The organism is Solirubrobacter soli DSM 22325 (assembly GCF_000423665.1).
Classification (GTDB): domain Bacteria; phylum Actinomycetota; class Thermoleophilia; order Solirubrobacterales; family Solirubrobacteraceae; genus Solirubrobacter; species Solirubrobacter soli.
This window is the reverse complement of the sequence record NZ_KE384070.1, coordinates 152,312-178,659: the sequence shown is the minus strand read 5'-3', so window position 1 is coordinate 178,659 and position 26,348 is coordinate 152,312. Positions and strand designations below refer to the sequence as shown.

At 71.2% G+C, this 26,348-nt stretch carries 25 protein-coding genes; 16 read left to right on the top strand and 9 right to left on the bottom strand.

The features are described from left to right. The first annotated feature begins 114 nt into the window (after nucleotides 1–114). The 3 genes from G569_RS0133770 (at nucleotide 115) to G569_RS0133760 (ending at nucleotide 2,094) form a co-directional block, all read left to right on the top strand. Nucleotides 115–813, top strand: a complete 699-nt coding sequence (locus G569_RS0133770; RefSeq protein WP_028066692.1) for a GntR family transcriptional regulator — start codon at nucleotides 115–117, stop codon at nucleotides 811–813. Continuing rightward, nucleotides 813–1,409, top strand: coding sequence for a TetR/AcrR family transcriptional regulator (locus G569_RS0133765; protein WP_028066691.1), 597 nt, complete (start codon nucleotides 813–815; stop codon nucleotides 1,407–1,409). Before G569_RS0133770 ends, G569_RS0133765 begins: the two co-directional genes overlap by 1 nt. A gap of 64 nt (nucleotides 1,410–1,473) precedes the next feature. Continuing rightward, nucleotides 1,474–2,094, top strand: coding sequence for a cysteine hydrolase family protein (locus G569_RS0133760; protein WP_028066690.1), 621 nt, complete (start codon nucleotides 1,474–1,476; stop codon nucleotides 2,092–2,094). Here G569_RS0133760 and G569_RS53765 read toward each other — a convergent pair whose 3' ends face one another. The 9 genes from G569_RS53765 to G569_RS0133715 are packed head-to-tail and all read right to left on the bottom strand — an operon-like array spanning nucleotide 2,095 to nucleotide 13,689. Beyond that, nucleotides 2,095–2,457 (bottom strand): hypothetical protein, encoded by a 363-nt coding sequence (locus tag G569_RS53765; protein WP_037501113.1) that lies wholly within the window; start codon nucleotides 2,455–2,457, stop codon nucleotides 2,095–2,097. A gap of 9 nt (nucleotides 2,458–2,466) precedes the next feature. Next, complete coding sequence (locus G569_RS0133750; RefSeq protein WP_028066689.1) at nucleotides 2,467–3,504, bottom strand: zinc-dependent alcohol dehydrogenase family protein; 1,038 nt, start codon at nucleotides 3,502–3,504, stop codon at nucleotides 2,467–2,469. Nucleotides 3,505–3,561: 57 nt separating this feature from the next. Then, complete coding sequence (locus tag G569_RS0133745; RefSeq protein ID WP_053227372.1) at nucleotides 3,562–4,875, bottom strand: amidase family protein; 1,314 nt, start codon at nucleotides 4,873–4,875, stop codon at nucleotides 3,562–3,564. Continuing rightward, a complete protein-coding gene (locus G569_RS0133740; RefSeq protein WP_028066687.1) occupies nucleotides 4,862–6,733 on the bottom strand; it encodes an acetoacetate--CoA ligase in 1,872 nt (623 codons plus the stop codon). The genes G569_RS0133745 and G569_RS0133740 overlap by 14 nt, the downstream gene beginning before the upstream one ends. Next, the gene (locus G569_RS0133735) at nucleotides 6,730–7,371 is read right to left on the bottom strand and encodes a hypothetical protein (RefSeq protein WP_028066686.1); all 642 of its coding nucleotides are present in this window, start codon (nucleotides 7,369–7,371) and stop codon (nucleotides 6,730–6,732) included. The genes G569_RS0133740 and G569_RS0133735 overlap by 4 nt, the downstream gene beginning before the upstream one ends. A 1-nt stretch (nucleotide 7,372) precedes the next feature. Continuing rightward, on the bottom strand, nucleotides 7,373–9,430 hold the full coding sequence (locus G569_RS0133730; protein ID WP_028066685.1) for a hydantoinase B/oxoprolinase family protein: 2,058 nt from the start codon (nucleotides 9,428–9,430) through the stop codon (nucleotides 7,373–7,375). Between the two features lies 1 nt (nucleotide 9,431). Beyond that, complete coding sequence (locus G569_RS0133725) at nucleotides 9,432–11,537, bottom strand: hydantoinase/oxoprolinase family protein (protein ID WP_028066684.1); 2,106 nt, start codon at nucleotides 11,535–11,537, stop codon at nucleotides 9,432–9,434. Then, nucleotides 11,534–11,899 carry an acetone carboxylase subunit gamma gene (locus G569_RS0133720; protein ID WP_028066683.1) on the bottom strand — a complete coding sequence of 122 codons (366 nt, stop codon included), beginning with the start codon at nucleotides 11,897–11,899 and terminating at the stop codon, nucleotides 11,534–11,536. Before G569_RS0133720 ends, G569_RS0133725 begins: the two co-directional genes overlap by 4 nt. Beyond that, nucleotides 11,896–13,689 carry a hydantoinase/oxoprolinase family protein gene (locus tag G569_RS0133715; protein ID WP_084285983.1) on the bottom strand — a complete coding sequence of 598 codons (1,794 nt, stop codon included), beginning with the start codon at nucleotides 13,687–13,689 and terminating at the stop codon, nucleotides 11,896–11,898. The genes G569_RS0133720 and G569_RS0133715 overlap by 4 nt, the downstream gene beginning before the upstream one ends. 82 nt (nucleotides 13,690–13,771) lie before the next feature. Here G569_RS0133715 and G569_RS0133710 point away from each other — a divergent pair, with 82 nt between their 5' ends. The 13 genes from G569_RS0133710 (at nucleotide 13,772) to G569_RS0133650 (ending at nucleotide 26,348) form a co-directional block, all read left to right on the top strand. Next, on the top strand, nucleotides 13,772–15,799 hold the full coding sequence (locus G569_RS0133710; RefSeq protein ID WP_157592500.1) for a helix-turn-helix domain-containing protein: 2,028 nt from the start codon (nucleotides 13,772–13,774) through the stop codon (nucleotides 15,797–15,799). 136 nt (nucleotides 15,800–15,935) lie between these two features. Beyond that, nucleotides 15,936–16,673, top strand: a complete 738-nt coding sequence (locus tag G569_RS0133705; protein WP_053227371.1) for an AfsR/SARP family transcriptional regulator — start codon at nucleotides 15,936–15,938, stop codon at nucleotides 16,671–16,673. Between the two features lie 36 nt (nucleotides 16,674–16,709). Beyond that, nucleotides 16,710–16,916: a hypothetical protein gene (locus tag G569_RS63265; RefSeq protein WP_157592499.1), complete on the top strand. Its 207-nt coding sequence runs from the start codon at nucleotides 16,710–16,712 to the stop codon at nucleotides 16,914–16,916. Nucleotides 16,917–16,962: 46 nt separating this feature from the next. Next, nucleotides 16,963–17,547, top strand: coding sequence for a Pvc16 family protein (locus tag G569_RS0133695; protein ID WP_028066679.1), 585 nt, complete (start codon nucleotides 16,963–16,965; stop codon nucleotides 17,545–17,547). Further along, entirely contained in the window at nucleotides 17,547–18,563 is a 1,017-nt protein-coding gene (locus G569_RS0133690; RefSeq protein WP_028066678.1) for a hypothetical protein, read from the top strand. Before G569_RS0133695 ends, G569_RS0133690 begins: the two co-directional genes overlap by 1 nt. Before the next feature lie 9 nt (nucleotides 18,564–18,572). Next, the gene (locus tag G569_RS59530; protein WP_053227370.1) at nucleotides 18,573–20,663 is read left to right on the top strand and encodes a phage tail sheath family protein; all 2,091 of its coding nucleotides are present in this window, start codon (nucleotides 18,573–18,575) and stop codon (nucleotides 20,661–20,663) included. 13 nt (nucleotides 20,664–20,676) lie between these two features. Beyond that, the gene (locus G569_RS0133680) at nucleotides 20,677–21,123 is read left to right on the top strand and encodes a phage tail protein (protein WP_028066677.1); all 447 of its coding nucleotides are present in this window, start codon (nucleotides 20,677–20,679) and stop codon (nucleotides 21,121–21,123) included. After that, nucleotides 21,120–23,201, top strand: a complete 2,082-nt coding sequence (locus G569_RS0133675; RefSeq protein ID WP_028066676.1) for a phage tail sheath subtilisin-like domain-containing protein — start codon at nucleotides 21,120–21,122, stop codon at nucleotides 23,199–23,201. The genes G569_RS0133680 and G569_RS0133675 overlap by 4 nt, the downstream gene beginning before the upstream one ends. Beyond that, nucleotides 23,198–23,725 (top strand): phage tail protein, encoded by a 528-nt coding sequence (locus G569_RS0133670; RefSeq protein WP_028066675.1) that lies wholly within the window; start codon nucleotides 23,198–23,200, stop codon nucleotides 23,723–23,725. Before G569_RS0133675 ends, G569_RS0133670 begins: the two co-directional genes overlap by 4 nt. A gap of 1 nt (nucleotide 23,726) precedes the next feature. After that, a complete protein-coding gene (locus G569_RS0133665) occupies nucleotides 23,727–23,918 on the top strand; it encodes a hypothetical protein (RefSeq protein WP_028066674.1) in 192 nt (63 codons plus the stop codon). Next, nucleotides 23,915–24,598, top strand: coding sequence for a CIS tube protein (locus G569_RS0133660; protein ID WP_028066673.1), 684 nt, complete (start codon nucleotides 23,915–23,917; stop codon nucleotides 24,596–24,598). Before G569_RS0133665 ends, G569_RS0133660 begins: the two co-directional genes overlap by 4 nt. Beyond that, complete coding sequence (locus G569_RS0133655) at nucleotides 24,595–25,803, top strand: phage late control D family protein (RefSeq protein WP_028066672.1); 1,209 nt, start codon at nucleotides 24,595–24,597, stop codon at nucleotides 25,801–25,803. The genes G569_RS0133660 and G569_RS0133655 overlap by 4 nt, the downstream gene beginning before the upstream one ends. Further along, a complete protein-coding gene (locus G569_RS0133650) occupies nucleotides 25,800–26,348 on the top strand; it encodes a phage baseplate assembly protein V (protein ID WP_037501109.1) in 549 nt (182 codons plus the stop codon). Before G569_RS0133655 ends, G569_RS0133650 begins: the two co-directional genes overlap by 4 nt.

The following is a 26,348-nucleotide window of genomic DNA, read 5'->3' as shown; positions in this document are numbered from 1 at the left end:
AGGACGAATCGCGGTCCGTCGCCGCCGGCGCGCCTATGCGCGGGCGCTCTCTTGTCGCCACACCTTACGATGTGATCACAGATCACGCAACTCTAGATCAGATATCTTTGATCTGTGACCCTTTCGAAGCGGCTCGAGCCCACGCTGTTGACCGATCAGGTCTACGCCGTCCTCCACGACGCGATCATCAGCGGCGACCTGCCCGCCGGCGCGCGTCTGAGGATCCGTGACCTCGCCGAGCAGGTCGGCACCAGCGTGATGCCCGTGCGCGAGGCGATCCGCCGCCTCGAGGAGGCGGGCCTGGCCGAGCGGGAGCCGCACAAGGGCGCCGTCGTGAAGCGGTTGACGCTCGAGGAGCTCGTGCACGCGTACGACGTGCGCCGGCTGCTCGAGGGCGAGGCCGCGCGACTGGGGAGCGAACGGGTCACCGACGACGACTGCGACCGGATGCAGGTCGAGTACGAGCTGATGGTGGCCGCGATCAACGACGGCCGCGTGATCGACCACCTCGACCACGACGAGGCATTGCTGACGATCCTCTACACCGCCTCCGGCAACCCGGTTCTGGTGAACATGATCCGGACGCTCTGGCAGCACTGCCGCGCCTACAAGATCGTCTTCGCGCGGGGAGCCTTGGACACCTCCGAGCCGGACCTGCTGTCGGACTGCCAGGAGGACCTGGTCAACGCCGCGCGCAAGCGCGACGGTGCCGCCGCGTTCTCGATCTCCGAGACTTCCCTGATCACGGCGAGAGAACGCATCCGGGCGCTCCTCGCCGCACAGCAGGAGGGGGAGCGCGCGAGCGCCGTCTGATGCCCCGACCCGCCAATCCCCGCGTGCGCGACGCCCTGCTCGAGGCGGGCGGGCGCCTGTTCCACGAGCGCGGTTACAACGGCGCCGGCGTCAAGGAGATCGTCGATTCGGCCGGCGTGCCGAAGGGCTCGTTCTACAGCTATTTCGACTCCAAGGAGACGCTGCTCGTCGACGTCGTCGAGCGCTACTGGGACGACGTCGAGGCTCGCCACGGCGCGCTGCTGCACGACGACGCCGTGCCGCCGCTGGAACGGGTCAGCCGCTTCTTCGCGGCCATGGCCGACGACCACGAGCTGCGCGACTTCACGCTCGGCTGCCTGCTGGGCGGCATGGCGCTCGAGATGTCGAACGTCAGCGACCGGGCCCGCACCACGCTGACCGGGTTGTTCGGTCGCTGGGAGGACCACGTCGCCGCGGTCCTGGAGGAGGCGCAGACGCGCGGTGAGCTGGCCGCCGACCGCGATGTGCGCGAGTTGGCGTCGGCGCTGATCGAGGCCTGGGAGGGCGCCGCGTTGCGCGGCAAGGTCGCGCAGGAACGCGACCCGTACGAGCGCTTCGAGCGGGTGACGCTGCCGCTCCTTCTGCGTTCGAGTTGATAGAAGACGACCGGTCGGTTATAAATCCGGATGCCGGAACCACCCGCCATCCGAAAGGACGTTCATGCCCTTCCCGACCGACCGTGCCGCGCTGCTGCTGATCGACCCGCAGGTCGACTTCCTGGACCCGTCGAGCGTCGTCTGGGACGTCATCGGCGAAGAGGTCGAACGCGTGGACGTCGTCGGCAAGCTCGCGCGCCTGCGCGCCGCGGCGCTCGACGCCGGCCTGCCGGTGTTCTACTCGCCGCACGAGTACTCCGACGACGAGTACGGCACGTGGAACCACCTGACGGCGCTCGACCAGCTGATGTTCAGCCGCCGGATGTTCGACGGCGCCGGGCCCGGGTCGGCCTTTCACCCCGAGCTGCTGCCCACCCAGGGCGTGACCGTCCTGTCACCGCACAAGGGGCTGTCGGGGTTCTGGAGCGGCGATCTCGGGATCCAACTTCGTCAGCGCGACATCCAGACGCTCGTGGTGGCGGGCATGGCCGCGAACCTGTGCCTGGAGTCCCACGTGCGCGACGCCGCCGAGAACGGCTTCGACGTCCACGTCGTCGGCGATGCCACCGCCGGGCCCGGCCGCGCGGCCACCGATGCCGCGCTGACCAGCTTCGCGCTGATCGCCTCGTCGGTGCTCACGACCGACGAGGTGGTGGAGCAACTCGCCGTCGCGACAGCCCGGTGATCAGTAGTCGCCGCTGATCAGCTGCCAGGCACGGCGCAGCTTGTCGCCGAGGTGGCTGCCGGTGACGTCGTCCGGGTCGGCGGACATCACCGCCGCGTTGGCGGACGGCTCGTGCAGCCGGTCGACCTCGCGCGCGGTGAGCGTGAGCTCGACGCCGCGCTCGTAGATCCCGGCCACCTCCGGCGCGTCGACGAAGCGGTGACCGCCGGGGCCGAGCCGGCAATCGATCACGAGACCGTCGAAGATGTCGACCTCCGGATCGGCGAGCACGTGCTCGACCGCGCCGACCGACTCGCCGTCGGAGGAGAACACGCTCGTGCCGTCGGTCAGTGTGAGATATGAGGCTGGGGCTCCGAGGTCCATGCCTCCGGATTATCCGCGAACACCCTGAGTCGTGTGAGGATGGATCATCGTCACGCCGCGGGGTGAGCCGTCGCCCATCGCCGCCAGCGCGGCGGGTGCTTGCTCGAGCGCGATGTGACTGGTGATGAGCCGGCCGGGATCGAGGCGCCCCGCCACGATCGAGCCGAGCATCTCCGGATACGCGTGCGCCGCCATCCCGTGTGAACCCAGCAGCTGGAGCTCGTGGGCCATCACCCGGTGCATCGGGACCGGGGGCGAGCCCGGGAGGACGCCGACCTGCACGTGACGGCCGCGTCGGCGCAGTCCGTCGATCGAGGCGACGCAGGTGGCCTCCAACCCCAGCGCATCGAGGCTCACGTGGGCCCCGCCGTCGGTCAGCTCACGCACGTCGGTGCCCGCCACGACCGCGTGCTCGGCTCCGAGCGCGCGGGCGAGCTCGAGCGCGCCCTCGCTGACGTCGACCCCGACGACACGAGCACCGGCGGCGACGCCGATCATCACCGCGCTCAGCCCGACACCGCCGCAGCCGTGCACGACCAGCCACTCGCCGGCCCGAACGCGCCCGACCTCGAGCACGGCGCGGTAGGCGGTGGCAAAGCGGCAGCCCAACGAGGCCGCGGTCGCGAAGTCGAGCTCGTCGGGCAGGTGCACGACGTTGAGATCCGCGTGGTCGATCGCGACGTACTCGGCGTACGAGCCCCAGACGTGGAAGCCCGGCTGCCGCTGGTGCTCGCACACCTGATGCTCGCCCCGCACGCACTCGGCGCACACGCCGCACGCGCAGACGAAGGAGACGGTCACGCGGTCGCCTGGGCGCACCCGCCGCACGTCGCTCCCGACCTCTTCGACGGTGCCGGCGAGCTCATGCCCGGGGACGTTCGGGAACCGGGTGATGTCGGGGTCGTGCCCCATCCACCCGTGCCAGTCGCTCCGGCACAGCCCGGTCGCCTCCACGCGGATCACCACGCCGTCCGGAGCCGGCCGCGGGTCGTCCACGTTCGCGACCGTGATCGGCTCCCCGAACCCCTCGTACATCACCGCACGCACTGGCAATCTCCTCGCGTCTGCTTCCCCCGGGACAGACGTCTGATGGTGCACCAGTCGTCAAGGAGACGACGCTGGGCGCCTGATCGCCTCCGCGACGGCGAGCAGGGCGCGTTCCGCCCAGCGCGGGCCGACGAGCTGGACGCCCAGCGGCAGGCCGCGGGCGTCGAAGCCGATCGGGACGGACACCGCGGGCAGGCCGAGGCAGGCGGTCGCGACCGTCAGCCGGAAGCCCCACCACTCGTCGCGCAGCGCGTCCGCACCGCCGAGGTCGTGCCCGACGCGCCATGGCGCGCTCGTGCTGACGGGTCCCAGGAGCAGCGAATGCCGGTCGAAGAACTCGCTCCAGGCGGCCGTGAGCAGGTGGCGCTCGCCGAGCGCTCGCGCGTATCCGTCGCCGTCGAGCGTCCTGCCGAGCGCGAACAGCGCCTCGGCCGAACGTCGCGTGCCCTCGCTGCCCTCCTCGCGCAGCCGGGCCAGCGCGCCGAGCCGCACCTCGAAGCTCACGAGGTCCAGCCACAGCTGGGCCGCGTCCTCCACTCGCGGGGCCTCGGCCTCCACCACCTCGTGGCCGGCCGCGACGAGCGCGTCCGCCGCCATGCGTTCCGCGTCGGAGGCGAGCACGACCGCGATCGGCCCCTGCGCGACGGCGGCCGAGGCCGGCGTGAACCGCGGGTCGCGCGCGTCGGGCTGCCCCATCGCCGTCAGCAGCAGCAACAGGTCCTCGGCGCGCCGCGCGAGCGGGCCGTCGCTCGCCATCAACTGGCGGCTCATCAACGGCGGCGCACCGAACGTCTGAGCGAGGCGCCCCGGCGTCGGGCGCAGCGCGTAGACGCCGGCCAGCGCGGCCGGGACGCGCAGCGAGCCGCCGTAGTCGCTGCCGACCGCGAACGCGGCCATGCCACTCGCCAACGCGACCGCGTCGCCGCCGCTGCTCCCGCCAGGGCTCAGCGACGCGTCGAACGGGTTGACCGTCGCGCCGTGGCGCGCGTTGTCCGTGTGCCAGCGCAGCGCGAGGTCCGGGAGGTTGGTCCGCGCGATCGGGATGGCGCCCGCGGCCCGCAGATGCGCGATGTGCGGCGCATCGCGCGTCGCCGGCACTCCCCCGCGCAGCCCCATCGACGTGACCGTCCCCGCCACGTCGATGTTCTCCTTCACCGTGAACGGGACCCCGAGCAGCGGCGGCAACGGACCGCCGCGCGCGACCGACGCGTCGGCGGCGTCCGCCGCCGCCAGCGCCTCGTCGGCGAGCGTGACCGTCACCGCGTTCAGGGTCGGATTGACCTCGTCGATCCGGTCGAGGTGCGCCTGGACGACGTCGCGCGCCGAGCGCTCGCCGGCGGCGATCGCCCGCGCCAGCTCAGCGGCGCTCATGGGCGAAGGCCACGAAGACATCGATCGCGCTCGGGTCGGCGAGGGCGCCGCGGCTCGCGACCTCCTCCGCCGCCTCACCGCGGAGGATCCGCTTGACGGGCGCCTCGAGCTTCTTGCCGGTCAGCGTGCGCGGGATCGCCGGGACGGCGACGATCGTGTCGGGGACGTGGCGCGGCGAGAGCTCCGAGCGCAACGTTCGCGTGATCCGCCCGCGCAGCTCCTCGTCGAGGTCGGCGACGACGAACAGCACCAGCTCGTCGCGATCCTCGAGGTGCACGACGAGCGAGTCCTCCACCTCCGCCAGCTCCTCCAGCACCGCGTAGAACTCGGCCGTTCCCATGCGGACGCCGCCGCGGTTCAGGGTCGCGTCGGAGCGGCCGGTGACGATGCACGTGCCCGCCTCGGAGAAGCGCACCCAGTCGCCGTGGCGCCACACGCCCGGGTAGACGTCGAAGTACGCGGCGCGGTACTTGGAACCGTCGGCGTCGCCCCAGAACCCCACCGGCATCGACGGCATCGGCCGGCGGATCACCAGCTCGCCCAACGCGCCGATCACCTCATGGCCATCGACGTCGAACGCGGTCGCGTCGACGCCGAGCCAGCGCCCCGCGATCTCCCCGCGGGTCACGGCCTGTAGCGGGCTCGCGCTGACGATCGCGCTGCAGACATCGGTGCCGCCGCTGCCGTTGAGCAGCAGGATGCCTGGCAGCTGTTCGTAGACGTAGTCGTAGCCCTCACCCGGCAGCGGCGACCCGGCGATCGGCATGACACGGATGCTCGACAGATCGAACTCGCTCCCGGGCCGGAGCCCCGCCTTGCGACACGCCATCAGGAACGCCGGGCTGACGCCCATGACCGACGGACGGGTCTCCGCGGCGAGCCGCCACTGCTGGGCGAGATCGGGCCACGCGGGGTCGCCGTCGAGCAGCACGACCGAGCTCCGCAGCAACAGCGCGGAGACGAGCGCGTTCCACATCATCCAGGCGGTCGTCGTGAACCAGAACAGCCGCCCGCCGGGCTTGAGATCCCACCCCAGGCCGAGGTTCTTGACGTGCTCGAGCAGGATGCCGCCGTGGCCGTGCACGATCGCCTTCGGCAGACCGGTCGTGCCCGACGAGAAGAGCACGTAGAGCGGGTGGTCGAACGGCACCGGCTCGAAGTCGAGCGGCCCCGGCTCGCGGACCAACTCGTCCCACCCGCGGGCTCCGTCGCCGTACCCGACCTCGACGACGTGCTCGACGGTCGGCAGGCCGGAGACGATCGCGGCGACCTCCGCGCGCCGGTCGATCCGCGCGTCGCGATAGGTGTAGCCGTTGACGGCCAGGAGCACCTTCGGCTCGATCTGCGCGAGCCGGTCGAGCACGCTGCGAGCGCCGAACTCGGGCGAGACGCTCGCCCAGATCGCGCCCAGGCTCGCGGTGGCCAGGAACGCGACGAGCGTCTCCGGGATGTTGGGCAGGTACGCGACGACGCGATCGCCGCGCCCGACGCCGAGCCGCCGCAGGCCGGTCCGCGCACGCGCCACCTGGTCGCGCAGCTCCGCGAAGGTCAGCTCGATCGGTCCGCGGGTGTTCGACCGCGCGACCACGGCCACGCCGTCACCGCCCAGCATGTGCGACGCGTAGTTCAGGCGCGCGCCCGGGAACCACTCTGCGCCGGGCATGTCGCGGCGCCCGAGGACGCGCTCCGCGTCCAGCCCGAGGTCGTAGAACTCGGCGACCGCGCGCCAGAACCCCTCGAGATCCTCGACCGACCAGCGCTGCAACGCATCGAACGACGAGAACCCGTTCCGCGCTGCGAAGCGCCCGATCTCGGTCGCCTCGAACACGTCCGGCGGAGGTGTCCACAACACGGTCATAGCCGGGCGACGACCGCCTGCAGGTCACGCACGGGCACGTGTCCCGCGAGGTCGTCGGTGTGGGTGATCAGCGCGGTCGCGCGGCTCGGCGCCGACGCCTCGCCCGGCGCGACGGCAAGCGCGTGCGGCGCGTCCGTGGCAGCGGTCAGGCACGGGAGATAGGGACCCGCCGGCGGGTCCGGCGCCAGCAGGACGCCGACCGCGCGGAAGAACTTCAGCGACCCCCACAGCGGGTTCGCCAGCCGCCGGTAGTTCTCCGGCAGCGCGACCGTCTCGCGCACGAGGATGACCTCGGCGCCCGCCTCGGCAAGCGTCCGCGCCGCCGCGAGCACGGAGGGGAGCTCGCCACGTGTGGCGGGTCCGGTCATGACGGCGCCGAGCGTGGTCGGCACGGTCGCCCGCACCCGCCGGAGCAGGTCCGCGAGGACCTCGGGCTCCTCGTCGGCGTCGTTGACGAACAGCACGTCGACGCGCAGCGAACGAGCGAGGTCCGCGTAGATCCGCGCACGCCGGCCCAGGTCGGCGAGGAACGCCTCGAGCGGCAGCTCCTCGACCTCCGCCGCCAGCGCCGCGAACCGCGGCGCCAGCAGCGGGCGATCGAGAGGCCGGCCGGCGAGTGCGGGCTCGAGCGCGCTCACCTCACATGCGCATGACGGGGACGGTCGGCTCGCCCGCGGGCCAGGACCCGAACCACACGAGCAGGTCCTCGGGCGGGGAGAGCTGCGACCACTCGGCCTCGAACGTCGCCCAGTCGCTGTCACGCGCCGCCCGCGCCGCCCGTTCGGAGTCGCGCAGCCGCGACGTCTCCTCCCCCAGCACGACCTGCTCGACCTCGTCGTAGGCGACCTTGTAGATCTCGCGGACGGTCCACGCGCTGATCAGCCCGCCGACGTAGTCGCGCGCGACCTCCTCCGGGTCGGCCTCGAGCGGATCGCCATAGCCGGCGCCGCCGGCGCTGAAGCAGAACGCCATCACGTCGCCCTCGTCGTAGGGCCGGATCGAGCGGCCCATGAACTCGACCTCCCACTGCCCGCCGATCGAGCGCTGCTCGATGATCGTGCGGAAGTCGAGGTCGATCGGATCGCCGGCCTGGAGGGCCTCCATCAGCCCGGGCGCGCGGATGCCGATCCCCGGCACCGTGCACGGCGCGTAGCCCCCGAACAGCGGCTGCGGCGTCTGCAGCTTGGAGTTGTCGGCGATGCACATGAGCAGGACCATCGGCGCCTGGTGGGCGACCCAGGGCTGCACGGTGCCGACGCCCCCGCGGTGCTTGCCCGCCCCCGCCGAGTCCGTCCAGTGCTGCGAGAGCGGGATCAGGATCGGGAACTCGTTCTCCATCAGCTCGACGTCGGGCGCGCGGCCGAACGGGCACCACGGAAACCCGAACGCGTTCATGCCCGCCGACCCCGGGCGTCCGCCCATGCCCTCGGTGTTGATCGAGTACGCGACCATGTCGGCGAACGGGAGCCCCCACTGCGTCATGCCGGCGATCACCACCGCGTTGCCGGCGTTGGACGCCGACGCCGCCACCCGGTCGTGCTCCTGGGAGGCGAACATCATCTTCGCGAAGGCGTTCGCGCACGCGCTCATCACACCCGTGCACACCATGACGCTGCACGAGGTCGCCGCCCGGTCGTCGGGGTTCAAGACCGTCCCCTTCGGGATCACGAACGTGAACGGCGCGAACGTCGCGCTCGAGATCGGCAGGTCGTAGAACACGTAGGAGTAGACGTAGTTGGCCACGTGGCCCACCACCGCCTGCACGTGCGCGTGGTACGGCGAGAGGTTCTCCGGCGAGGTCCCCGTGAAGTCGAAGGTGATCTCGTCACCCGCCTTGACCAACGTCAGCGACGCGTTGCGCACGAGGCCGTGCTCGGTGCCGAGCGCGTCGGCGAAGTTCACGCACCGGTACTTGCCGTCCAGCCACGAGGCGATCCGCTTGCGCGCACCCGCCTCCGCGACCTCCAGCATCCGCTGCATCACGCCGACGACGAAGTCCGCGCCCTCCTTGACCGCGACCTCGAGGATGCGCGTGCGCACCCGGTCGGCCGCCGTCGCCCGCGCCTTCAGGTCGGTGGTGATCATCTGCGGCGCGCGGATCCCGAAGGCGTTGAACAGCTCGAGCATGTCGCTGCGCAGCCGGTGGTTCTCGCCGATCTTGATCGGCGGCAGGTTCAGCCCCTCGTGGAAGCGCGTGGTCGCCGACACGGGCATGCCGCCCGGCTCCACCGCGCCGGTCTCGGTCGTGTGGTTGGCCGCGCCCGCCCAGCCGATCAGCTTCTCCTCGTGGAAGATCGGCAGCACGATGACCATGTCGGGGTTGTGGATGCCGCCGTAGAGGGCGTCGTTGGCGAACCAGATGTCACCGTCGCGCACGCCCGGGTTCTCGCCGTACTCCGAGAGGATGTACTTGATCAGGATCGGCTGGATGATCGCGTGCAGGTACGTGCCGGCCGCGGCGTTCACCAGGTCGCCCTGGGCGGTGAACAGCGCGATCATCACGTCGCCCGCGATGCCCATCGACGAGCGTGAGGAGCGCTGGAAGACCTCCAGCGCCTCGTCGAGGATGTCGTTGGTGCGCTGGAAGCCGATCTCGTAGTCGCCCGGTGCCAGCGTCGCGACGGCGCGCAGCTCGTCCTCGGTCGGCTCGGCGAGCCGGATCATGTCCAGCTTGGCGTCAGCGGTGGGGATCGGCATCTCAGGCCTCCAGGATTCCGAGTCCGTGCGACTCGATCGAGAACCGCCGGCCGGGTGGGATGACCGCGGTCGTGTACGCCGCCTGCACGATCGCCGGGCCGGCGAACGACTGCCCCGGGCGTAGGGCTTCGAGCTCGTAGACCGGTGTGTCGACCCACTCGCCGAAGTACGCCTGACGGGTGCCGACGGGCTCCGCCGGCTCGCTCGTCAGCTCGAGCTCTCCCAGCTCGAGCTTCTGCCCCGGCACCGCGACGCGCAGCACGAACGTGTCGATGTACACGCCGCCCGCCACGTTGACCGCGAGTGGGCTGAACGCCTCGCTGAACTCCTGCTCGAAGCGCTCGTACACCGCGAGCACGTCGTCCTCAGAGGCCAGGAACAGCTTCGGCGAGGACGCCCGCTTGGAATGGATCTGGCCGCCGTAGAGCATGTCCAGCTCGAGCGTGACCACCGCGTCCTCCCAGCTCAGGCCCTCGGCCTCGACCTCGCGCCGCGCCTCGTCCATGAGCTCGCCGACCATGCCGTTGAACGCGTCGAGATCGACCGCCGGCGCGCCGGTCAGCGGCGCCAGCAGCATCATCCGCTGCGAGCGCTCGTAGAGGTGCACGACGTCCATGATCGAGGAGCCGTACGCGCAGAACACCGGTGAGAACGGGAACATCACCGCGCGCGGGATCTCCCCCATGTAGCCCGCCACGTGCGTCGGGCCGCCGCCGCCGAACGCGAACAGCGTGAACTCCGACGGCCGGTAGCCGCGCAGCGTCACCTCCTTGCGGATCGCCGACGCCATCTTGTCGTCGATGATGCGGCGGATCAGCGCGGCCGCCTCGACCACGTCGATCCCGAGCGGCTCGGCGATCTGCTCGCGGATCGCGTCCTCGGCGGCCTCGCGGTCGAGCGCCATGCGGCCGGCGAAGAACCCGTCCGGGCTCAGGTAGCCGAGCACGAGGTTCGCGTCGGTGACGGTCGGCTCGGTCCCGCCGAGCTGGTAGGCGACCGGACCCGGATATGAGCCGGCGCTGCGCGGCCCGACCTCGAGCCGGTCCCCGAGCGCCCGGTTGATCTGCGCGATCGAGCCGCCGCCGGCGCCGATCGACAGCGACTGCAGCATCGTCGTGGAGACCATCCACTGGTCGATGATCGGGTTGAACTCGTAGTTGCGCACGGAGTCGCCGACCACCAGGCCGATGTCGAACGACGTCCCGCCCACGTCGGCGGTCACGACGTTGTGCGCGCCGAGCTGGCGGGCGATGTCACGCGCGCCGATCAGCCCGGCGATCGGCCCACCGTTGTAGGTGCGGCTGGCGGTCGTCTTGAACAGGTCGGCGCAGCCGCCCGTGTTGTGGATCATGAAGAACGGCCCGCGGTAGCCGCGCTCGCGCAGCTTGTCCCACGTCCCACTGAGCTCGATCTGCATCGAGCGCTGCAGGTACGCGTCGAGGATCGCGGTGTTCGTGCGCCCGTACTCGCCGAGCCGCGAGACGACCTCGGAGGAGAGGATCACGGGCAGGTAGCCGACGTGGTAGTCGCGGTACTCCTCGCGGATGATCCGCTTGACCGCCTTCTCGTGCGCCGGGTTCACGAAGGACCACAGCAGCGAGACCACGAACGCCCGCGCGCCACGGTCGACCAACGTCCGCACCTGTTCGCGCACGTGGTCCTCGTCGAGCGGGCGCACCACCACGCCGCGGGCGTCGACGCGCTCCTTCACGCCTACGATCAGCTCGCGCGGAACGACCGGCCGCGGCTTGTGCTGATGCGGCAGCGCGCGCCGCTCGTCCAACCGCGTGCCGTCGATCCACTGCGCGCCCTTGCCGATCAGCGTCGCGTCCTCGTGGCCCTCGGTCGCGATCAGCGCCACCCGCGGCCCGCTGCGCTCCAGCAGGCGGTTCATCGCCACCGTGGTCGAGTAGCGGACCGTCTCGACCCGGCCGACGAGCTCGTCGAGCGAGACGCCGGCCTCGCCGGCCGCCTCCTCGATCACCTGCATGAAGCCCACGCTCAGGTCGTACGGCGTCGTCGGCACCTTGCGGTAGCTCGTGTCGCCGTCGAGCGTGAGCACCAGGTCCGTGAACGTCCCGCCGACGTCGACGTCGATCGTGTTCATCGCGTCACCAGCCGTTCGTCGACGATGGTCAGCTCGCCCGCGTCCAGCCGCTCGCGCAGCCGGTCGAGGTCGATCTCGATGTCATACGTGACCGGGTGTCCCGGCGGGAGGTACTCCGTCTCGATCTGCGTCAAGCAGCCCGGGCAGTGGAACTCGACGATCCGCACCCAGTCCGGGTCGGGCGCGAACGAGTACTCGGCGTCGATCAGCGGCTGATGGATCTCCCGCGGGTCGCGCTGGTTGACCTGGCAGCTGTGCTTGTAGTTCTCGCGCGCCGGGCCGAGATCGTGCCCGCACACGTGGCAGCGCCAGCGCTCGTCGGAGAGCTCGAGGTCGAGGTATTCCGTCACCCGGATCTTCATGACCGCTCCAGGATCGCGTTGTCGTGGCCGTCGATGCGCACGTTCCAGCCGGCCGGAACGGTGCACGTGTTGGTGTCGGACTCCAGCCGGACGGGCCCGCGGGCGGCCGCGCCCGCCTTCAGGTCGTCCCAGACGAGCACGTCGCCGGTGACCTCGTGGCGCCGCTCTTCGTTCGGCTGCGGCGTGTACACCGGCACCGGGGAGAAGCCGCGGACCGTCACGTGGCCGGTGACCTCGACCTCGATGCGGATGTCCGAGAGCCCTTCGCCCTCCAGGTCGCGCCGCACGCGCTGCTCGCCGCGCGCCGCGATCGCGTCCGTGTCGTCCCCCCACTCCTCGTAGACGTGGCAGATCTCCGCGACGCTCGAGCCGAACGCGCTCAGCACCGGGCCGAGCTTGAACACGTACGCCTGGTCGAGACCGAGCCGCTCGGCCAAGGGCGCGGCGAAGTTCGCGCCGTTGCCGCCGAAGCAGTACAGCTCGAAGTCGCCCTCCGGAGCGAGCGCCAGCGTGCGGCGGGCGACGTCGGCGACCATGTCCGCCGCCGTGTCGATCACGCGCTGCGGCTCGATCTCGCCCAGCGCCTCGCGTGCCAGATCGACGCGCAGCGCGCGCCGGCCGCCGAGGAAGCGATCCGGGTCGAGCATGCCCGCGGCCAGGAAGGCGTCGGTGAGCGTCGGAAACTTCCCGCCGAGGTCGTAGCAGGCGGGGCCGGGGTACGCGCCCTGGGAGTCGGGCCCGAGCGTGACCTCGCCGTCGACGAGCCGCGCGACCGATCCACCGCCCACCGCCTCGGAGTGCAGCAGCGTCCACGGCGTCTTCAGCGGCACGCCGAAGAGGTCCCCCTCGGCGATCGTCAACGGCCGGCCGCCGACGATCACGCCGAGCTTGGCCGTCGTCCCGCCGACGTCGAGCGCGAGCACCTTGTCGTGCCCGTACAGGCGCGCCCACCACGCACACGCGTTCAGGCCGAAGTACGGCGAGGACTCCGCCGTGTCCACGGCCTTGGTCTTGGACACGCGCGCGACGCCGCCGTTGACGTGCGCGATGTAGAGCGGCCGCCGGTAGTTGTGGCGCTCGAGCAGCTCGTCCTCGGCCTTGAACAGCGCGACCGCGAGCGGGGTGTGCACGTAGGCGTTGACCAGCGCCATGTGGGTGCGCGTCTGATCGTCCGGATGGCGGATGATCTCCGAGCCCAGGACCATCGGCACCGCGCCCAGGTAGTGGTCGGGGAAGTTGTCGTCCACGAGCCGGCGCACGGCCTGCTCGGCCGAGTCGTCGGCGAAGCTGCCGCCCATGCTCACCGCGATCCGGCGCACGCCGTCCTCGAGCAGCGCGCGGATCGCCGCCAGCAGCTCCGCGTCGGACGCCCCGTCGGCGAGCTCGACGATGTTCTGCGACGCGATCAGGCGGTCGACCGCCGGGCTCGTGCCCTCGCCGTAGAGCGCCGTGCCCGTGCCCTCGCTCACCAGCAGGCCGATACGCGGGCCCTTGCGCTCGGCGATGATGTTGGTGGCGATCGTCGCCGACCAGCGGATCACCGCGACGTGCGCGAGCAGCTCCTTCAGGTCGGCGTACCCGAGCTGCCGCGCGCCCTCCTTCAGGCACTCGAAGAAGCAGACCGTGAAGTCGTGCGGGGTGGTGTCGACCTTGACCGGGCTGACCGTCGTGCCGTCCGAGAACAGGCCGTCCGTCAGCGTGCCACCGATGTCGATGTCGACCGTGTAGGGACGCGCGCTCGTGCGCTCGGCCCCGCCCACCCGCGGCGCCGCGTGGGCTGCCGTTGTCATCGTCTCTCCTCTCGACGGGCTTGGATTGAGTTCTAAGGCACCGGGTTGCGGAGCGACTCGGACAGGAGTACGAATCCAGTGCGTGGAGTTGGTGCGTTTGTCCGAGGATCAGGTCGCGCTGACGACGTCGGCGCTGGAGGCCGCGCGGACCGTCCTGCGCGCCGACTACTGCGCCGTCGCGTGGCGCGGCCCGATCGTCGAGGTGATCGCCACGCAGGGCATCAGCGGTGCGCGCGCCCGCGAGCGGGCCGCCGACTGGCTCGAGTCCGCGCTGGGCGGGCAGCCGCGGGCGTCGCAACGTCATCGCGTCGAGCCGGTGCGCGATCCGGACGGCGAGATCCGCGGCGCGCTCGTCGCCGACCTGAGCAGCGGCGGTGTCCGGCCCGGCGTCGCCCGCGCGCTGATGCCGGTGTTCGCCGCGCACGTCGCGCTGCTGTTCGAGAAGGTCGAGGTCCAGGCCCGCCGCACACGCGCCTACGAGGCGCTCGTCCAGATCGGCATGCAGATCCAGGCCGCCGAGGCCGACGTCGGCCAGGCGCTGCAGCTGATCGTCGACCGCTCACGTGACCTGCTGGGCACCGACCTCGCGTGGATGGGACTCGTCAACGAAGCCGAGAGCACGCTCGACATGCGGGTCGCCGTCGGCGCGCGATCCGCCGCGTTCATGCGCATGCAGCTCAACCTCGGCGACGGCGTCGGCGGGCAGGTGGTGGCCCAGCGCACGCCCGTGGTCGTCCCCGACTACGCCCGCGAGCGCCCGCCGACGCCCACGTGGGTGAGCGACGCGATCCTCGGCGAAGGCATCGGCTCGATGCTCTGCTGCCCGATGCTCACGGGGGAGAAGGTCGTCGGCGCGTTGTACGTCGGCAGCCGCCGGCCGGTGGCGTTCGGCCCGATCGAGGTCGCCCTGGTCTCCGCGCTCGCCGCCCAGGGCGCGATCGCGATCGAGAACGGGCGGTTGTACGAGGCGCTCGCGACGCAGAACGAGCTGCTCGAGGGTTCCTTCGCCGTGCACCGCACGCTGACCGAGGCCGCGCTCACCGGCGCCGGGCGCGACCACATCTGCGTCGAGCTCGCTCGGCTGCTCGGCACCGAGGTGGTCCTCGAACAGGAGATCTCGCCCCCGTTTCGCGCGCGCTACTCGGCGGGCGGCCTCGTCGCCGACGGGCTCGACGGCACGATCGCCATCCCCGTCGAGGATCTGGGCCGCGTGACCGTGTGCGGGCTCGAGGAGCTCTCGCCGCTCCAGGCCAAGGCGCTCGAGCACGCCGCCACCGTGCTCGCGCTGGAGCTCGTCAAGGAGCGCGCGCAACAGCAGGTCGAGTGGCAGCTCCAGGGCGATCTGCTGAACGAGCTGCTCGACGCGCCCTTCACGGCCTCGCTCGCGGCGCGGGCGCGCCGCCACGGCATCGATCTCGCGCAGGCCCACCACATCGTCGCCGTGCACTCGTCGCAGCTCGTCGCCGACGACCTGCTCGAGCTCGTCCGCCGCGCGACCGGACGCAGCCTGATCCATCGCGATGCCTCCCTCGTCTGCCGCCGGGGCGAGCAGATCGTCCTGGCGGCCCGCGACGCCGAGCCCGTGGTCCGCGCCGTCACGACGGCCGCCGACCGACGTGGCATCGCGGTGGCGATCGGCGTCAGCGACGTCTGCGCCGACCTCGCGACCGCTCACCGCCAGGCCGTCGCCTGCACGCGCCTCGCGCAGAGCGGCGGCGACCATGTGGTTCACGCCGGACGCCTCGGCCCGCTCCGGTTCCTCCTCGACGCACCCGACGTCTCACAGGTGCGCGCGGTCGTCCAGGAGCAGCTCGGCCCGCTCCTGAACCACGACCGCGGCCGTTCGGACCTGCTCGGCACGCTGCGCGCCTTCGTGGCGGCCGACGGCAACGTCGCCGAGACCGCCAAGGCGTGCTTCATCCACAAGAACACATTGCGCTACCGGCTCGCCCGGATCGCCGACGTCCTCGGCCGCGACCCGGCCGCCCCTGACGCCAAGTTCCACCTGCGCATGGCGTTCGACCTCGTCGATCTGTTCGCGGGGATGGGGATCGATGTCTCGGTCCCGCCGGCGGGACCGCTCAACATGCCATCGGTGATATCGCGGTGACGTCGTGGTGACGGCCCTTCTAGAGACTCGCTGTCGTGGTCGGTGGCCCTAGAAAACTGCGGTTTGCGTGTGCCGAATGCGGTGTATATGGTCATTGCGCCGGTCCCACCCTCCCCGATCATCGTGAGGTGCGGTGATGTCCGCGGCCGCCGTGACTGCAGAGCCGCTGGCCGAGTCGTCGACTCGCCTCGTGCTGCTTCAGCGCTTTGAGGTGTCCAATGCCGGCGGCAGCATCGTGCTGCCGCACTCAGCTGAACGGGTGATCGCATTCCTGGCGCTGCAGCGCGCGCCGGTCCGCCGTCAGTTCCTCGCGTGCTCGCTGTGGCTGGACGTCGACGACGACCATGCGTCCGCAAGCCTGCGCAGCGCGCTCTGGCGGGCGCGACGGCTCGACGTGCCGATCGTCGAGAGCCGAAACGGGACGATCGCGCTTAGCGCCGAGATGCGCACCGACGTCGCCGAGATCGCGGCGCTGTCCGCCCGGCTGCTCTCCACCCGCGAGGCGCCGACGAGCGAGGAGCTCGAGCTGATCGCGTCAGCGGGTGAGTTACTGCCCGGTTGGTACGACGACTGGGTGCTGATCGAGCGCGAGCACCTGCGCTTCCAGCGACTTCAGGCGCTGGAGTGCGCATGCGAGTCGCTGATCGCGTGCCGCCGCTTCGTCGACGCCGCTGAGGCGGCGTTCGCGGCGGTCGCCTGCGAGCCGCTGCGCGAGAGCGCGCACCGTGCGCTCGTCAAGCTCCACGTGGCCGAGGGCAACATCGCCGAGGCGCTCCGTCAGTACCACCTGTTCGAGAGCCTGCTGCGGTCGACGCTCGGCTGCCAGCCGTCCGCACTCATGCGCGATCTCTTGCCTGACGTACGCCTGCGGTGACGGCTGGCTGACGCGGTACGTGCACGATGCGCGGCCGTGCATCTCGTAGAACCGAGCCCTACCGCGGTGCTGGTCGTGTCCGTCTGGGTCGAAGGAGTCGCACCCGATCACGTCCGAATCCGGATCACGACCGGCGAAGGCGAGAGCCGGAACACCGTCGTGGTCGCCGACCGTGCCGAGGCCCTGAACCTGATCGAGCGGTGGTTGGCGAGCGTCCCGGACGACATGCCGCGCGAGTGGTGACCGCGACGTGACGGTCGCGTGACGGCGGCCGTGTTGGATCGTTTGCGTGACCGACTACTCCGCGTTGCGGGCCGCGACGGTGACGTTGAGGGCGCTCCTCAAGCGCCACATCACCGACAGCCTTGAGGCCGACCTGGCGACGGTCGCGATCGACCTCCGCTCGCCCGCGGAACTGGACAAGGACAACATCACCACCGCGGTCTCGCTGTGGCTCTACCGCGTCACAGTGCAGCCGGACCTGTACAACGCGCCGCTGCGGCGCCCAGCCGACGACGCGATCGCCCACCGTTCGCTGCCGCTCGATCTCTCGTACCTGATCACCGCGTTGCACCCGGAGCCCAAGGCGCGGCTCTCGCTCACCGGTCGCGTGCTGCAGGTCGTCAACGACCACGTGCGCCTGCGCGGTTCCGACCTCGAGGAGACCATGGCCGGCACCGACGCCGAGCTGCGGCTGAGCATCGAGACCACGACGCTCTCCGAAGACAGCAACCTCTGGTACACGCTGCAGGCGCCGTTCCGGCTCGCGGTGCCCGTGCGGATGCAGGTCGTCGACATCGCGTCGCACCTCCCGCCCATTCCCACGTCGCCCGTACTCACCCGGCGCCTCGACGTCGCGCAGGCGGAGGCGTGATGGCAGCGGTCACGATCCCCGAACCCGTCACGACCTCGGCGCTCGTCGTGGTCCGCGTCGTCGATGCCGCCACCCGCGGCGCGCGCCGCGTCGCCGGCGCGACGACGACGTCGCCGCACACGTACGCACACATCGCCTCGGGCGGCTACCTGGTGCTGTCCGGCCGCCCTGATCTCGCGGTCCCCGGGCTGGACGGCATCGCCCGGGACCTGTCGGCGCGTCTCGAGTTCGACGATCTGCCGGCGCTCGAGGTCGACTTCACCCTCCCGAGCGGCACCGTCCTGCCGTTCCGACCATCCGACCTCGCGATCGAGCCGCCACCGACCGCGCTCGTCGGCACGGTGACCGCGGTCGCCTTCCCGCAGCCGCCGGTCGCCGGCGCGCGCCTCGCGCTCAGCGCGCCTCTCGCGCCGCCGACGTTCGCCGCACTGCGGATCCCGCTCGCAACGACACATCCGGTCGGTGCGACGGTGCGCGAGCGCACGCTCACCGCAGCCGCCGGCGCCACGACGCTGAGCGCGCCCGCCGCGGGCGGAGCCAAGACGGTGCGCGTCACCTCCGTCGCGGGGTGCAGCTCCGCGAATGGCGTCCTCGCCCTGGGCGATGAAGCGACGCTCGAGCACGCGCAGATCGCAGGCGTCGACGCGATGAGCCGGCAGGTCACGCTCGCGGCGCCGCTGCGACGGACGCGCGCGGCCGGAGCGACCGCGCAGGCCTTCACGTTCACCGGCACAGGCGCGAGCGCGACGCTCACACGCGCCGCGCTGCCAGGTGACGGCGTCCTGGTGCTCAACGCCGGATTGGCCGCGGGTGTCATCGAGCTCGTCGGAGCGCCCTCCGAACTGCGCGTCACAGACCTCGTCGCGGATGCCGGCGGGCGCTGGCGACTGGACGGCGTCCGCGCGCTCGCAACGCTGACCCTCACGGTCAGCGCGTCCGGGTTCTCGACGGTCGGGCCGCGGGCCTACGACGTCGACTACCGCCTTCCAAACATCGTCGACTTCGGCCTTTCGTGAGGAGTGTGCATGCCTGAATACCTCGCGCCCGGTGTGTACATCCAAGAGGTCCCGAGCGGCCCTCCGCCGATCGCGGCCGTCGGGACGAGCACAGCGGGCTTCGTCGGTGTGACGCGGCGTGGCCCGATCGAGGGCCCGCCGACGTTCGTGACCAGCTATCCGGAGTTCGTCCGCGCGTTCGGCGGCGTGTTCGACTTCGGCAGCACGTTCGACGGCTTGCAGTACCTGCCGAGCGCGATGCGCGGCTTCTTCGACAATGGCGGTCGGCGCGCGTTCGTCGCGCGCGTCGCCGGCGCGGGCGCGGCGCAGGCGAACGTCACGCTCACCGGCGGCATCGTCACGCGGTTGGCGGCTGACACGGTGCTGACGCCGGTCGCCGACCGTGACAAGGCGACGCTGCGCACCGTGCGCGGCCTCCAGGTCGGCACCACGGCCCGGCTGCGGATGGTGCGCGACGGCGTGACCACCACGTCGGCCGTGCTGACGATCACAGCGATCAATCGCGACACCGGCCGGGTCACCTTCAACAACGCGATCTCGACCACCGACGTGTTCGAGGCGGCGCGCACCGTCGTGCTCACCAACGTCGCCGCCGCGGGTGGCATCGACGGCACCGGCTTGCCGGCGGCCAACGCGAACCCGACCGATCCCGAGCCGAACACGTTCACGCTGCAAGCCACGAGCCCGGGCGTGTGGGGCCGCGACATCGCGATCGCCCCCGCCCACGTCTCGGCGGCGCGCTCGGACTTCTCCGCCTTCATCAGCGGCGCGGCGGGCAACAACCGGATCCAGCTCGTCTCCACGGCGGCGTTCTACGTCGGGGCGTGGGTCGAGATCGATCGCGGCAACACCAAGCGGTACCGCCGGATCGCCGCCATCGACGGCCCGGTCCTCGTGCTCGACGGAGGGCCCCTCGCGGCGGCCGACTTCGCGCCGGAGGCGCCCGCGACAGCGACCCGCGTCTCGACGTGCGAGTTCGCGCTCTCGATCTCCTACCAGGACCCGGTGGAGCGCGTCACGGTGTCGGAGCGCTACGACGGGCTCACGCTCGAGAACATCCCCGGCCGCTACTACGTCGACCAGCTCGCGGCCTCGAACCTCGTCCAGGTCACCGGCGCCGCGCCTGCGGCGAACAACCCGCTCATGTATCCGTGCGCGGCGGACGGGCTGGCCGCTTCGCTGAGCGGCGGCTCGGACGTCGTCCCGACCGACCCTGACGTGCTCGGCGTCGACAACGGCCCCAACCGCAAGACCGGGCTGCTGGCGCTGGAGGACGTCGACGAGATCGCGATCCTCGCCGCACCCGGGCTGACGTCGCAGGCCGTGCAGAACGCGCTCAAGGACCAGTGCGAGCGGTTGATGGACCGTTTCGCGGTCCTCGACCCCGTGCGCGGCACCGCCAACACACCCGCGACGCTGCCCCAGATCCAGGCGCAGCGCAGCCGCTACGACACCGAGTACGCCGCCCTCTACTACCCCCGGGTCGTGATCGACGACCCGCTGCATCCGGGAACGCCGATCCCGGTTCCCCCGAGCGGCCACATCCTCGGCGTGTACGCACGCGTCGACAACACGCGCGGAGTCCACAAGGCGCCGGCGAACGAGGTGCTCCGCGGCATCCTCGGCGTCGAGACGGTCGTCTCCCGCGGGACCCAGGAACTGCTGAACCCGCTCAACATCAACGTGATCCGCGACTTCACCTCGGTGCAGCGCGGCTACCGGATCTTCGGCGCCCGCTGCGCGACCAGCGCGCGGGAGTGGAATTACGTCAACGTCCGGCGGCTGTTCATCTTCATCGAGGAGTCGCTCGACGAGGGCACGCAATGGGCGGTCTTCGAGCCCAACGACGAGCGGCTGTGGGCGCGCCTGCGCGACAGCGTGACGCTGTTCCTCACCAGTGTCTGGCGCGACGGCGCGCTGATGGGCTCAAAGCCCGAGGAGGCGTTCTTCGTACGGGTCGATCGCACGACGATGTTCGAGGACGACATCCTCAACGGCCGGCTGATCATGGAGATCGGCATCGCGCCGGTGCGGCCCGCCGAGTTCGTGATCATCCGGATCGCCCAGTGGCTGGGCGGCTCGTCGGTCCAGGAGATCTAGGAGGCCATGAGCGATGCCCACCACGGGTGAACGCGTCGATCCGTACCGCGGCTTCAACTTCGCGGTCGAGATCGACAACACGAACGTCGCCGGCTTCCGCGAGTCCAGCGGGCTGACGTTCACGACCGACCCGATCGAGTACCGCGAGGGCAACTCGACGCAGCTGCACGTGCTCAAGCTGCCCGGGCTGACGAAGTACGGGAACATCCAGCTCCGCCGCGGCTTCACGCAGAACCTGGAGCTGTGGAACTGGTACCTGACGGTTGTCAACGGCGCGCCCGAGCGCAAGGCCGGCGCGATCGTGCTCCGGGACGAGGAACAGCAGCCTGTGGTCCGCTGGAGGTTCGTCGAAGGCTGGGTGTGCAAGTGGGAGGGCCCGGCGATGAATGCGACGACCAACGAGGTCGCGATCGAGTCGATCGAGATCTGTGTCGAGCGGGTGGACATCGTTCCGGTATGAGCGCCGGCATCGCACCCGGGGTCTACGTCGCGCTCAGCGACGAGCCCGCCCCGCTCGACCCGGTCCGGGTCGACACCGTCGGCCTGGTCGGCGTCTTCGAGCGCGGGCCCGTCGACACGCCCGTGCGGATCACTTCGTGGCCGCAGCTGCAGGCCGCGTTCGGTGGTTTCATCGCCAACGGCCTCGGCGCCTATGCGGCCAAGGGCTGGCTCGACAACGGCGGGCGCGCCGCGTGGGTGGTGCGGGTGGCCGCGCCGGTGCACGAGACGACGCTGACCGGCGCCCAGCCGGCCGACCGGCGCAGTTCGATCGTCGCGGCGCTCGACGGGCTGGTGATCGGGGCCGTCGTCGCGGTCGAACAGGCCGCGCGGACCTGGATGCACCTCGTCGTGGCCGTCGATCCCGTGAGCGCGCGAGTGACATGGGATCGACCGCTCCATCCCGACGTCGATCTCACCGCGCCGGCCACGGTGCACGTCGCGACTGGGGCGGGCCGCGCCGGCACGGTCCTCAGCGACCTGGGCGCCCTGCCCGTGTTGGAGCTGACGGCGTCGAGCCCTGGGGCGTGGGGCAACCACGTGAGCGTGCTCGCCACGCCGCGCTACGCCGCGGCGACGACGAGCGTGGCCGGGCCCGCGAGCGCCGCCGCGACCCGGGTCGCGGCAGTCGACGGCTTCGTCGTCGGCGACCGCGTGCGCATCAGCCAAGACGGCGGCGGCCCGCTCGTCTCGACCGAGAACGTGATCGAGGCGATCGACCCGGCGCGCGCCGTCTTGACGTGGGCGTCGCCGCTGGCGGTCGTGAACCCGGCCAAGCCGCTGCGGGTCGAGGCGCTGCGGTTCACGCTCTCGGTGCGCGAGCGCGGCGCCTTGCGCGAGATCTTCGAAGGACTCAGCCTCGCGCCGGGCCATCCGCGCTTCGCACCCGACGTGCTGGCGAGCTCCGCGCTCGTCCGCGGCACCGTGCTCGGCACCGGGCTGCCGGACACGACGGGCTGGCTCGCGCTGACCGGCGGGCGCGACGGGACCGCCGCCCTGGGACGCGCCGATCTGATCGGCGACGATGTGCTCGAGAACGGGCGCGGACTGGCCTCGTTCGTCACGGTCGACGAGCCGGGAATCGTCGCGGTGCCCGATCTCGTCGGTGAACCCGTCACGGCACGTATCGACGTTCCCGAGCCGGTCGAGGTCGATCCGTGCCTGCCGTGTCCGCCGCCCGCGCCGCCGCCAGACCGGCTCGTCGCCGAGGTGAGCGAGTCGTTCCCCGGCTTCAGCCGCGCTGAGATCGCACTCGCCCAGCAGTCGATCATCGACCATTGCGAGCGCCGCGCCGATCGCATCGCGCTGCTGGACCTGCCGACCGGGCTCGACGTGCCGGCGCTGATCGCGTGGCGTTCGCGCTTCGACTCGGGCTTCGCGGCCATGTATGCGCCGTGGGTGCTCGTCGTCGACCCGCTCGCCGCCGGTCCGCGGCAACCGATCGCCCCGTCAGGCCGCCTGCGGCGCGTGCCGCCGTGCGGTCACGCCGCCGGCCTGATGGGCCGGGTCGATGCCGAGGCCGGACCGTGGCTGTCGCCGGCGAACCGCTCCCTCGCTTGGGTCCACGACGTCGACGTCAGCTTCGACGACGCGGCCCACGCGGCGCTCAACGACGCGGGCATCAACGCCCTGCGAGCACGGCCGGCGCGAGGCATCGTCGTCCTCGGCGCGCGCACCGTCGCGTCGAGCGACACGACGTGGCGCTTCCTCGCCGTCCGCAGGCTGTTCCTGCAGATCGAGCGCACGCTGCGCGCCGGGCTCGCGTGGAGCGTCTTCGAACCGGCGAGCCCCGGCCTGGACCGCACCCTCGCGACCGCGATCACCGGGCTGCTGGAGAGCATGTGGGAGGACGGGGCGTTCGCCGGCGACACGCCTGAGGCGTCGTTCTTCGTCGACGTCGACGGCGGTGACCGCGCGGCGGGCGAAGTCGTCGTGAACGTCGGGGTCGCGGCCCAGCCACCGGCCGAGGTGATCCTCCTGCAGGTCGTCCGCACCGCGGACCGCCTCGAGATCCGCGCGACCCCCGAGCGGAGCGTGTGATCGTGGCCGTCGGCGGCTTCAACTTCAACGTCCGACTGATCGACACGGCCAAACCCGGCAGTGCGATCCTGACGAGCGTCGCACCGCCGCCCGGCGGCGGCTTCAGCGAGTGCGTCGGGCTCGAGTCCACGATGCGCGTGGAGGAATACCGCGAGGGCGGGCGCAACGACGGAGTCCTGAAGTTCCCCGGGCCGATCGCGGGGGGCAACATCCGGCTCAAGCGCGGCGCGGGAATCAGCCCGGACCTGTGGAAGTGGCATGAGGCGTACCTGCGTGGCATCGGCAAGCGCCGAGACGGCGTGATCGAGCTGCTCGGGGAGGGCGGCGACGTCGTCTCGAGCTGGCGCTTCCGGCGCGGGATCCCGATCCGCTGGATCGGCCCGAACCTGATCGCCGGGCAGAGCAGCCTCGCCGTCGAGGAGCTCGAGATCGCGCACGAGGGCCTGAAGGTGCAGACGCTCGGCGTGGTCGGCGAGATCGCGTCGACGATCGGCTCGATCGGCACGTCGCTGGGGAGGCTCTGACGTGGACGTCATGATCGGTGAGCTGGAGACGCGCGTGCAGGCGATCGAGCCGCAGTCGCTGCCGCGGCCGGAGCAGTACGCGGCGATCGCGGACGCGATCGCCCCGCTCGTCGCCGAGCGCCAGTCGAGCGACCGGCGCGCGCTCCAGGACACGTCGATGTGGACGTCGGTGCGAGCGGGGACCGGCCGATGACCGCGGTGTTGCACGCCCGCTTCGAACGGCTTCCCACCCCGAACGCGGTGCATGGCCGCGTCGTGGAGGTGCAGTTCAATCCGAGCGAGTACACGCTGACCAAGGGCAATCAGCTCGCCGAGGTCCCGATCCCGGGTCTCGACCAGCCCTTGATCCAGTTCGTCCGTGGGCAGACCGAGACGCTGACGCTGGACCTCTTCTTCGATTCCACCGAGGACGGGACGGGAGGTGAGGCGAAGCCGGTCACCGGCAAGACGGACGCGTTCTACGACCTGATCAAGATCGACTCCAACCTGCACGCGCCGCCGGTGCTGCTGTTCTCGTGGGGCGGCCCGGCGTTCCCCGGCAAGCGCGAGAACAACGTGTTCAAGTGCGTCGTCGCGAGCGTCCGCCAGCAGTTCACGTTCTTCAATCCCGCGGGCGTGCCGCTACGGGCGAAGCTGACCGTCGAGTTGCGCGAGTACAAGAGCCTCGCCGACCAGATCCGCCAGCTCAAGCTCAAGTCGGCCGACCACACCAAGGCCCGCGTCGCGGTCGCGGGCGACACGGTGTCGTCGCTCGCCTATTCCGCCTACGGCGACCCGGGCGCGTGGCGCCTGATCGCCGACGCCAACGGCCTCGACGACCCGCTCGGACTCGAGCCGGGAACGATCCTGCGCCTCCCGAGGGCCGTCGCGTGACCGTGATCGCGCTGAACACGCTGACGCAGCCGTTCTACGCGCCGGCGTTCGAGGTCGAGGTCGCGGGCGCGAAAAAGACGCTCGCCACGCTCAAGGGACCGACGACGATGCTCGGCTCCGGCGTCGTCAAGGACGTGGTCGAGGTCACCTACCACGACTCGATGGACAAGGTGGACTCGTTCGTCCTGGTCTTCAACAACTGGGATGGCGACCGGCTCCAGCCGATGTTCCTGGGCAGCAAGGAGCCGTCGAAGCTCTTCCCGCTGATCCAGCCGGGGACGCAGCTCGTGCTGAGGATGGGCTACCAGGGCCTCAAGCCCGACATGCGCGTGATGACCACCGGGGTGATCACGACGCTCGAGGCCGACTTCCCCGAGGCCGGCGCGCCGCGGCTGACGGTCCGCGGACTCAACGTGCTCGACCGCTTCCGCGGCAAGCAGTTCACCTACTCGTGGCCCGCTGACCCGAAGAAGCCGATCAAGGACAGCGAGATCGCCGAGGACTTGTCCGGGCCCCCCGATCATCCCCCCGGACGGCCCGGCGTCGGCATCACGGTGCGCGCCGACGCGGCCGCCAAGAGCAGAGAGACACCGCAGCCCTGCGTGCTGATGAACAACCAGTATCCGATCGTCTTCTTGATGCAGCGCGCTCGGCGACTCGGCTACGACGTCTTCCTCGATCGCGACAAGACGACGGGCGAGCAGTTCCTGTACTTCGGGCCGTCGACCCGGGTGCGCGACCGGACGTACAAGCTCGAGTGGGGCAAGTCGCTCGTGAGCTTCAAGCCGACGATCTCGCTGGCGCGCCAGGTGCGCAAGGTCACCGTTCTCGGTTGGGACCGCAAGGCCAAGCAGCAGATCAAGGGCGAGGCGACGCTCGAGGACATCAAGGACCTCAACGAGAACATGCACCCGTTCATCGACGTGATCGGGCGCGAGGAGGTCGTGACCGACGTGCCGGTGTTCGACGCCGCGCAGGCCAAGCGGGTCGCGCTGGACTACCTGCACCGCCAGGTGCAGGACCTCGCGGAGGCCGCCGGGGTCGTGGTCGGACTGCCCGACCTGCGCGCCGGCCGCACCGTCGAGATCGCGGGCCTCGGCGACCTGCTCAACGGGCGGTGGTTCATCACGGAGACCACGCACACGATCAACGACAGCGGCTACCGGACGACGTTCTCCGCGCGCCGCGAGGAGCACCGCTCATGAACGTGCTGCACGATGGAAGCGGCGCGACGAGCGCTCCACGGGGGCTGGTCATCGGCACCGTCTATGACACCGACGACCCGGAGGGCTGGGGGCGCGTGCGCGTGCAGTACCCGTGGCTGTCGGAGCAGGCGCTCAGCGGGTGGGCGCCGATCGTCAGCCCGATGGCCGGGCCCGACTACGGCACGTGGTTCATCCCTGAGGTCGGCAACGAGGCGGTGCTGGCCTTCGAGCGCGGTGACGTCGACTACCCGTTCGTGCTCGGCTTCCTCTGGAACGGCCAGGACGGTGCGCCGTCGGTGTCGGTCCGCGAGCGGATGATCCGCTCCGTCAACGGGCACACGATCCGGTGGCTCGACTCGACTCCCACCGCGGGCGGCAACCGCGGCGGGATCGCGATCGAGGACGCCCACGGCAATTCGATCGTGCTCACCAACGGCAAGATCACGATCCGCGCCGCCGGCACGCTCGTGCTCGACGCGGCGACGATCGCTCTGCGTTCCAGCGGTGTCACCCGCGTCGTCTCCCCCACCCCCAACCCGGTCTAG

Excerpts from the sequence above, each read along its gene's own strand:
- G569_RS0133760 (WP_028066690.1), top strand. The coding sequence starts at position 1,474 with ATGCCCTTCCCGACCGACCGTGCCGCGCTGCTGCTGATCGACCCGCAG.
- G569_RS0133725 (WP_028066684.1), bottom strand. The coding sequence starts at position 11,537 with ATGAACACGATCGACGTCGACGTCGGCGGGACGTTCACGGACCTGGTG.
- G569_RS59530 (WP_053227370.1), top strand. The coding sequence starts at position 18,573 with ATGCCTGAATACCTCGCGCCCGGTGTGTACATCCAAGAGGTCCCGAGC.
- G569_RS0133765 (WP_028066691.1), top strand. The coding sequence starts at position 813 with ATGCCCCGACCCGCCAATCCCCGCGTGCGCGACGCCCTGCTCGAGGCG.
- G569_RS0133660 (WP_028066673.1), top strand. The coding sequence starts at position 23,915 with ATGACCGCGGTGTTGCACGCCCGCTTCGAACGGCTTCCCACCCCGAAC.
- G569_RS0133740 (WP_028066687.1), bottom strand. The coding sequence starts at position 6,733 with ATGACCGTGTTGTGGACACCTCCGCCGGACGTGTTCGAGGCGACCGAG.
- G569_RS0133715 (WP_084285983.1), bottom strand. The coding sequence starts at position 13,689 with ATGACAACGGCAGCCCACGCGGCGCCGCGGGTGGGCGGGGCCGAGCGC.
- G569_RS0133705 (WP_053227371.1), top strand. The coding sequence starts at position 15,936 with ATGTCCGCGGCCGCCGTGACTGCAGAGCCGCTGGCCGAGTCGTCGACT.
- G569_RS0133690 (WP_028066678.1), top strand. The coding sequence starts at position 17,547 with ATGGCAGCGGTCACGATCCCCGAACCCGTCACGACCTCGGCGCTCGTC.
- G569_RS53765 (WP_037501113.1), bottom strand. The coding sequence starts at position 2,457 with ATGGACCTCGGAGCCCCAGCCTCATATCTCACACTGACCGACGGCACG.
- G569_RS0133745 (WP_053227372.1), bottom strand. The coding sequence starts at position 4,875 with ATGAGCGCCGCTGAGCTGGCGCGGGCGATCGCCGCCGGCGAGCGCTCG.
- G569_RS0133720 (WP_028066683.1), bottom strand. The coding sequence starts at position 11,899 with ATGAAGATCCGGGTGACGGAATACCTCGACCTCGAGCTCTCCGACGAG.
- G569_RS0133675 (WP_028066676.1), top strand. The coding sequence starts at position 21,120 with ATGAGCGCCGGCATCGCACCCGGGGTCTACGTCGCGCTCAGCGACGAG.
- G569_RS0133650 (WP_037501109.1), top strand. The coding sequence starts at position 25,800 with ATGAACGTGCTGCACGATGGAAGCGGCGCGACGAGCGCTCCACGGGGG.
- G569_RS0133680 (WP_028066677.1), top strand. The coding sequence starts at position 20,677 with ATGCCCACCACGGGTGAACGCGTCGATCCGTACCGCGGCTTCAACTTC.
- G569_RS0133730 (WP_028066685.1), bottom strand. The coding sequence starts at position 9,430 with ATGCCGATCCCCACCGCTGACGCCAAGCTGGACATGATCCGGCTCGCC.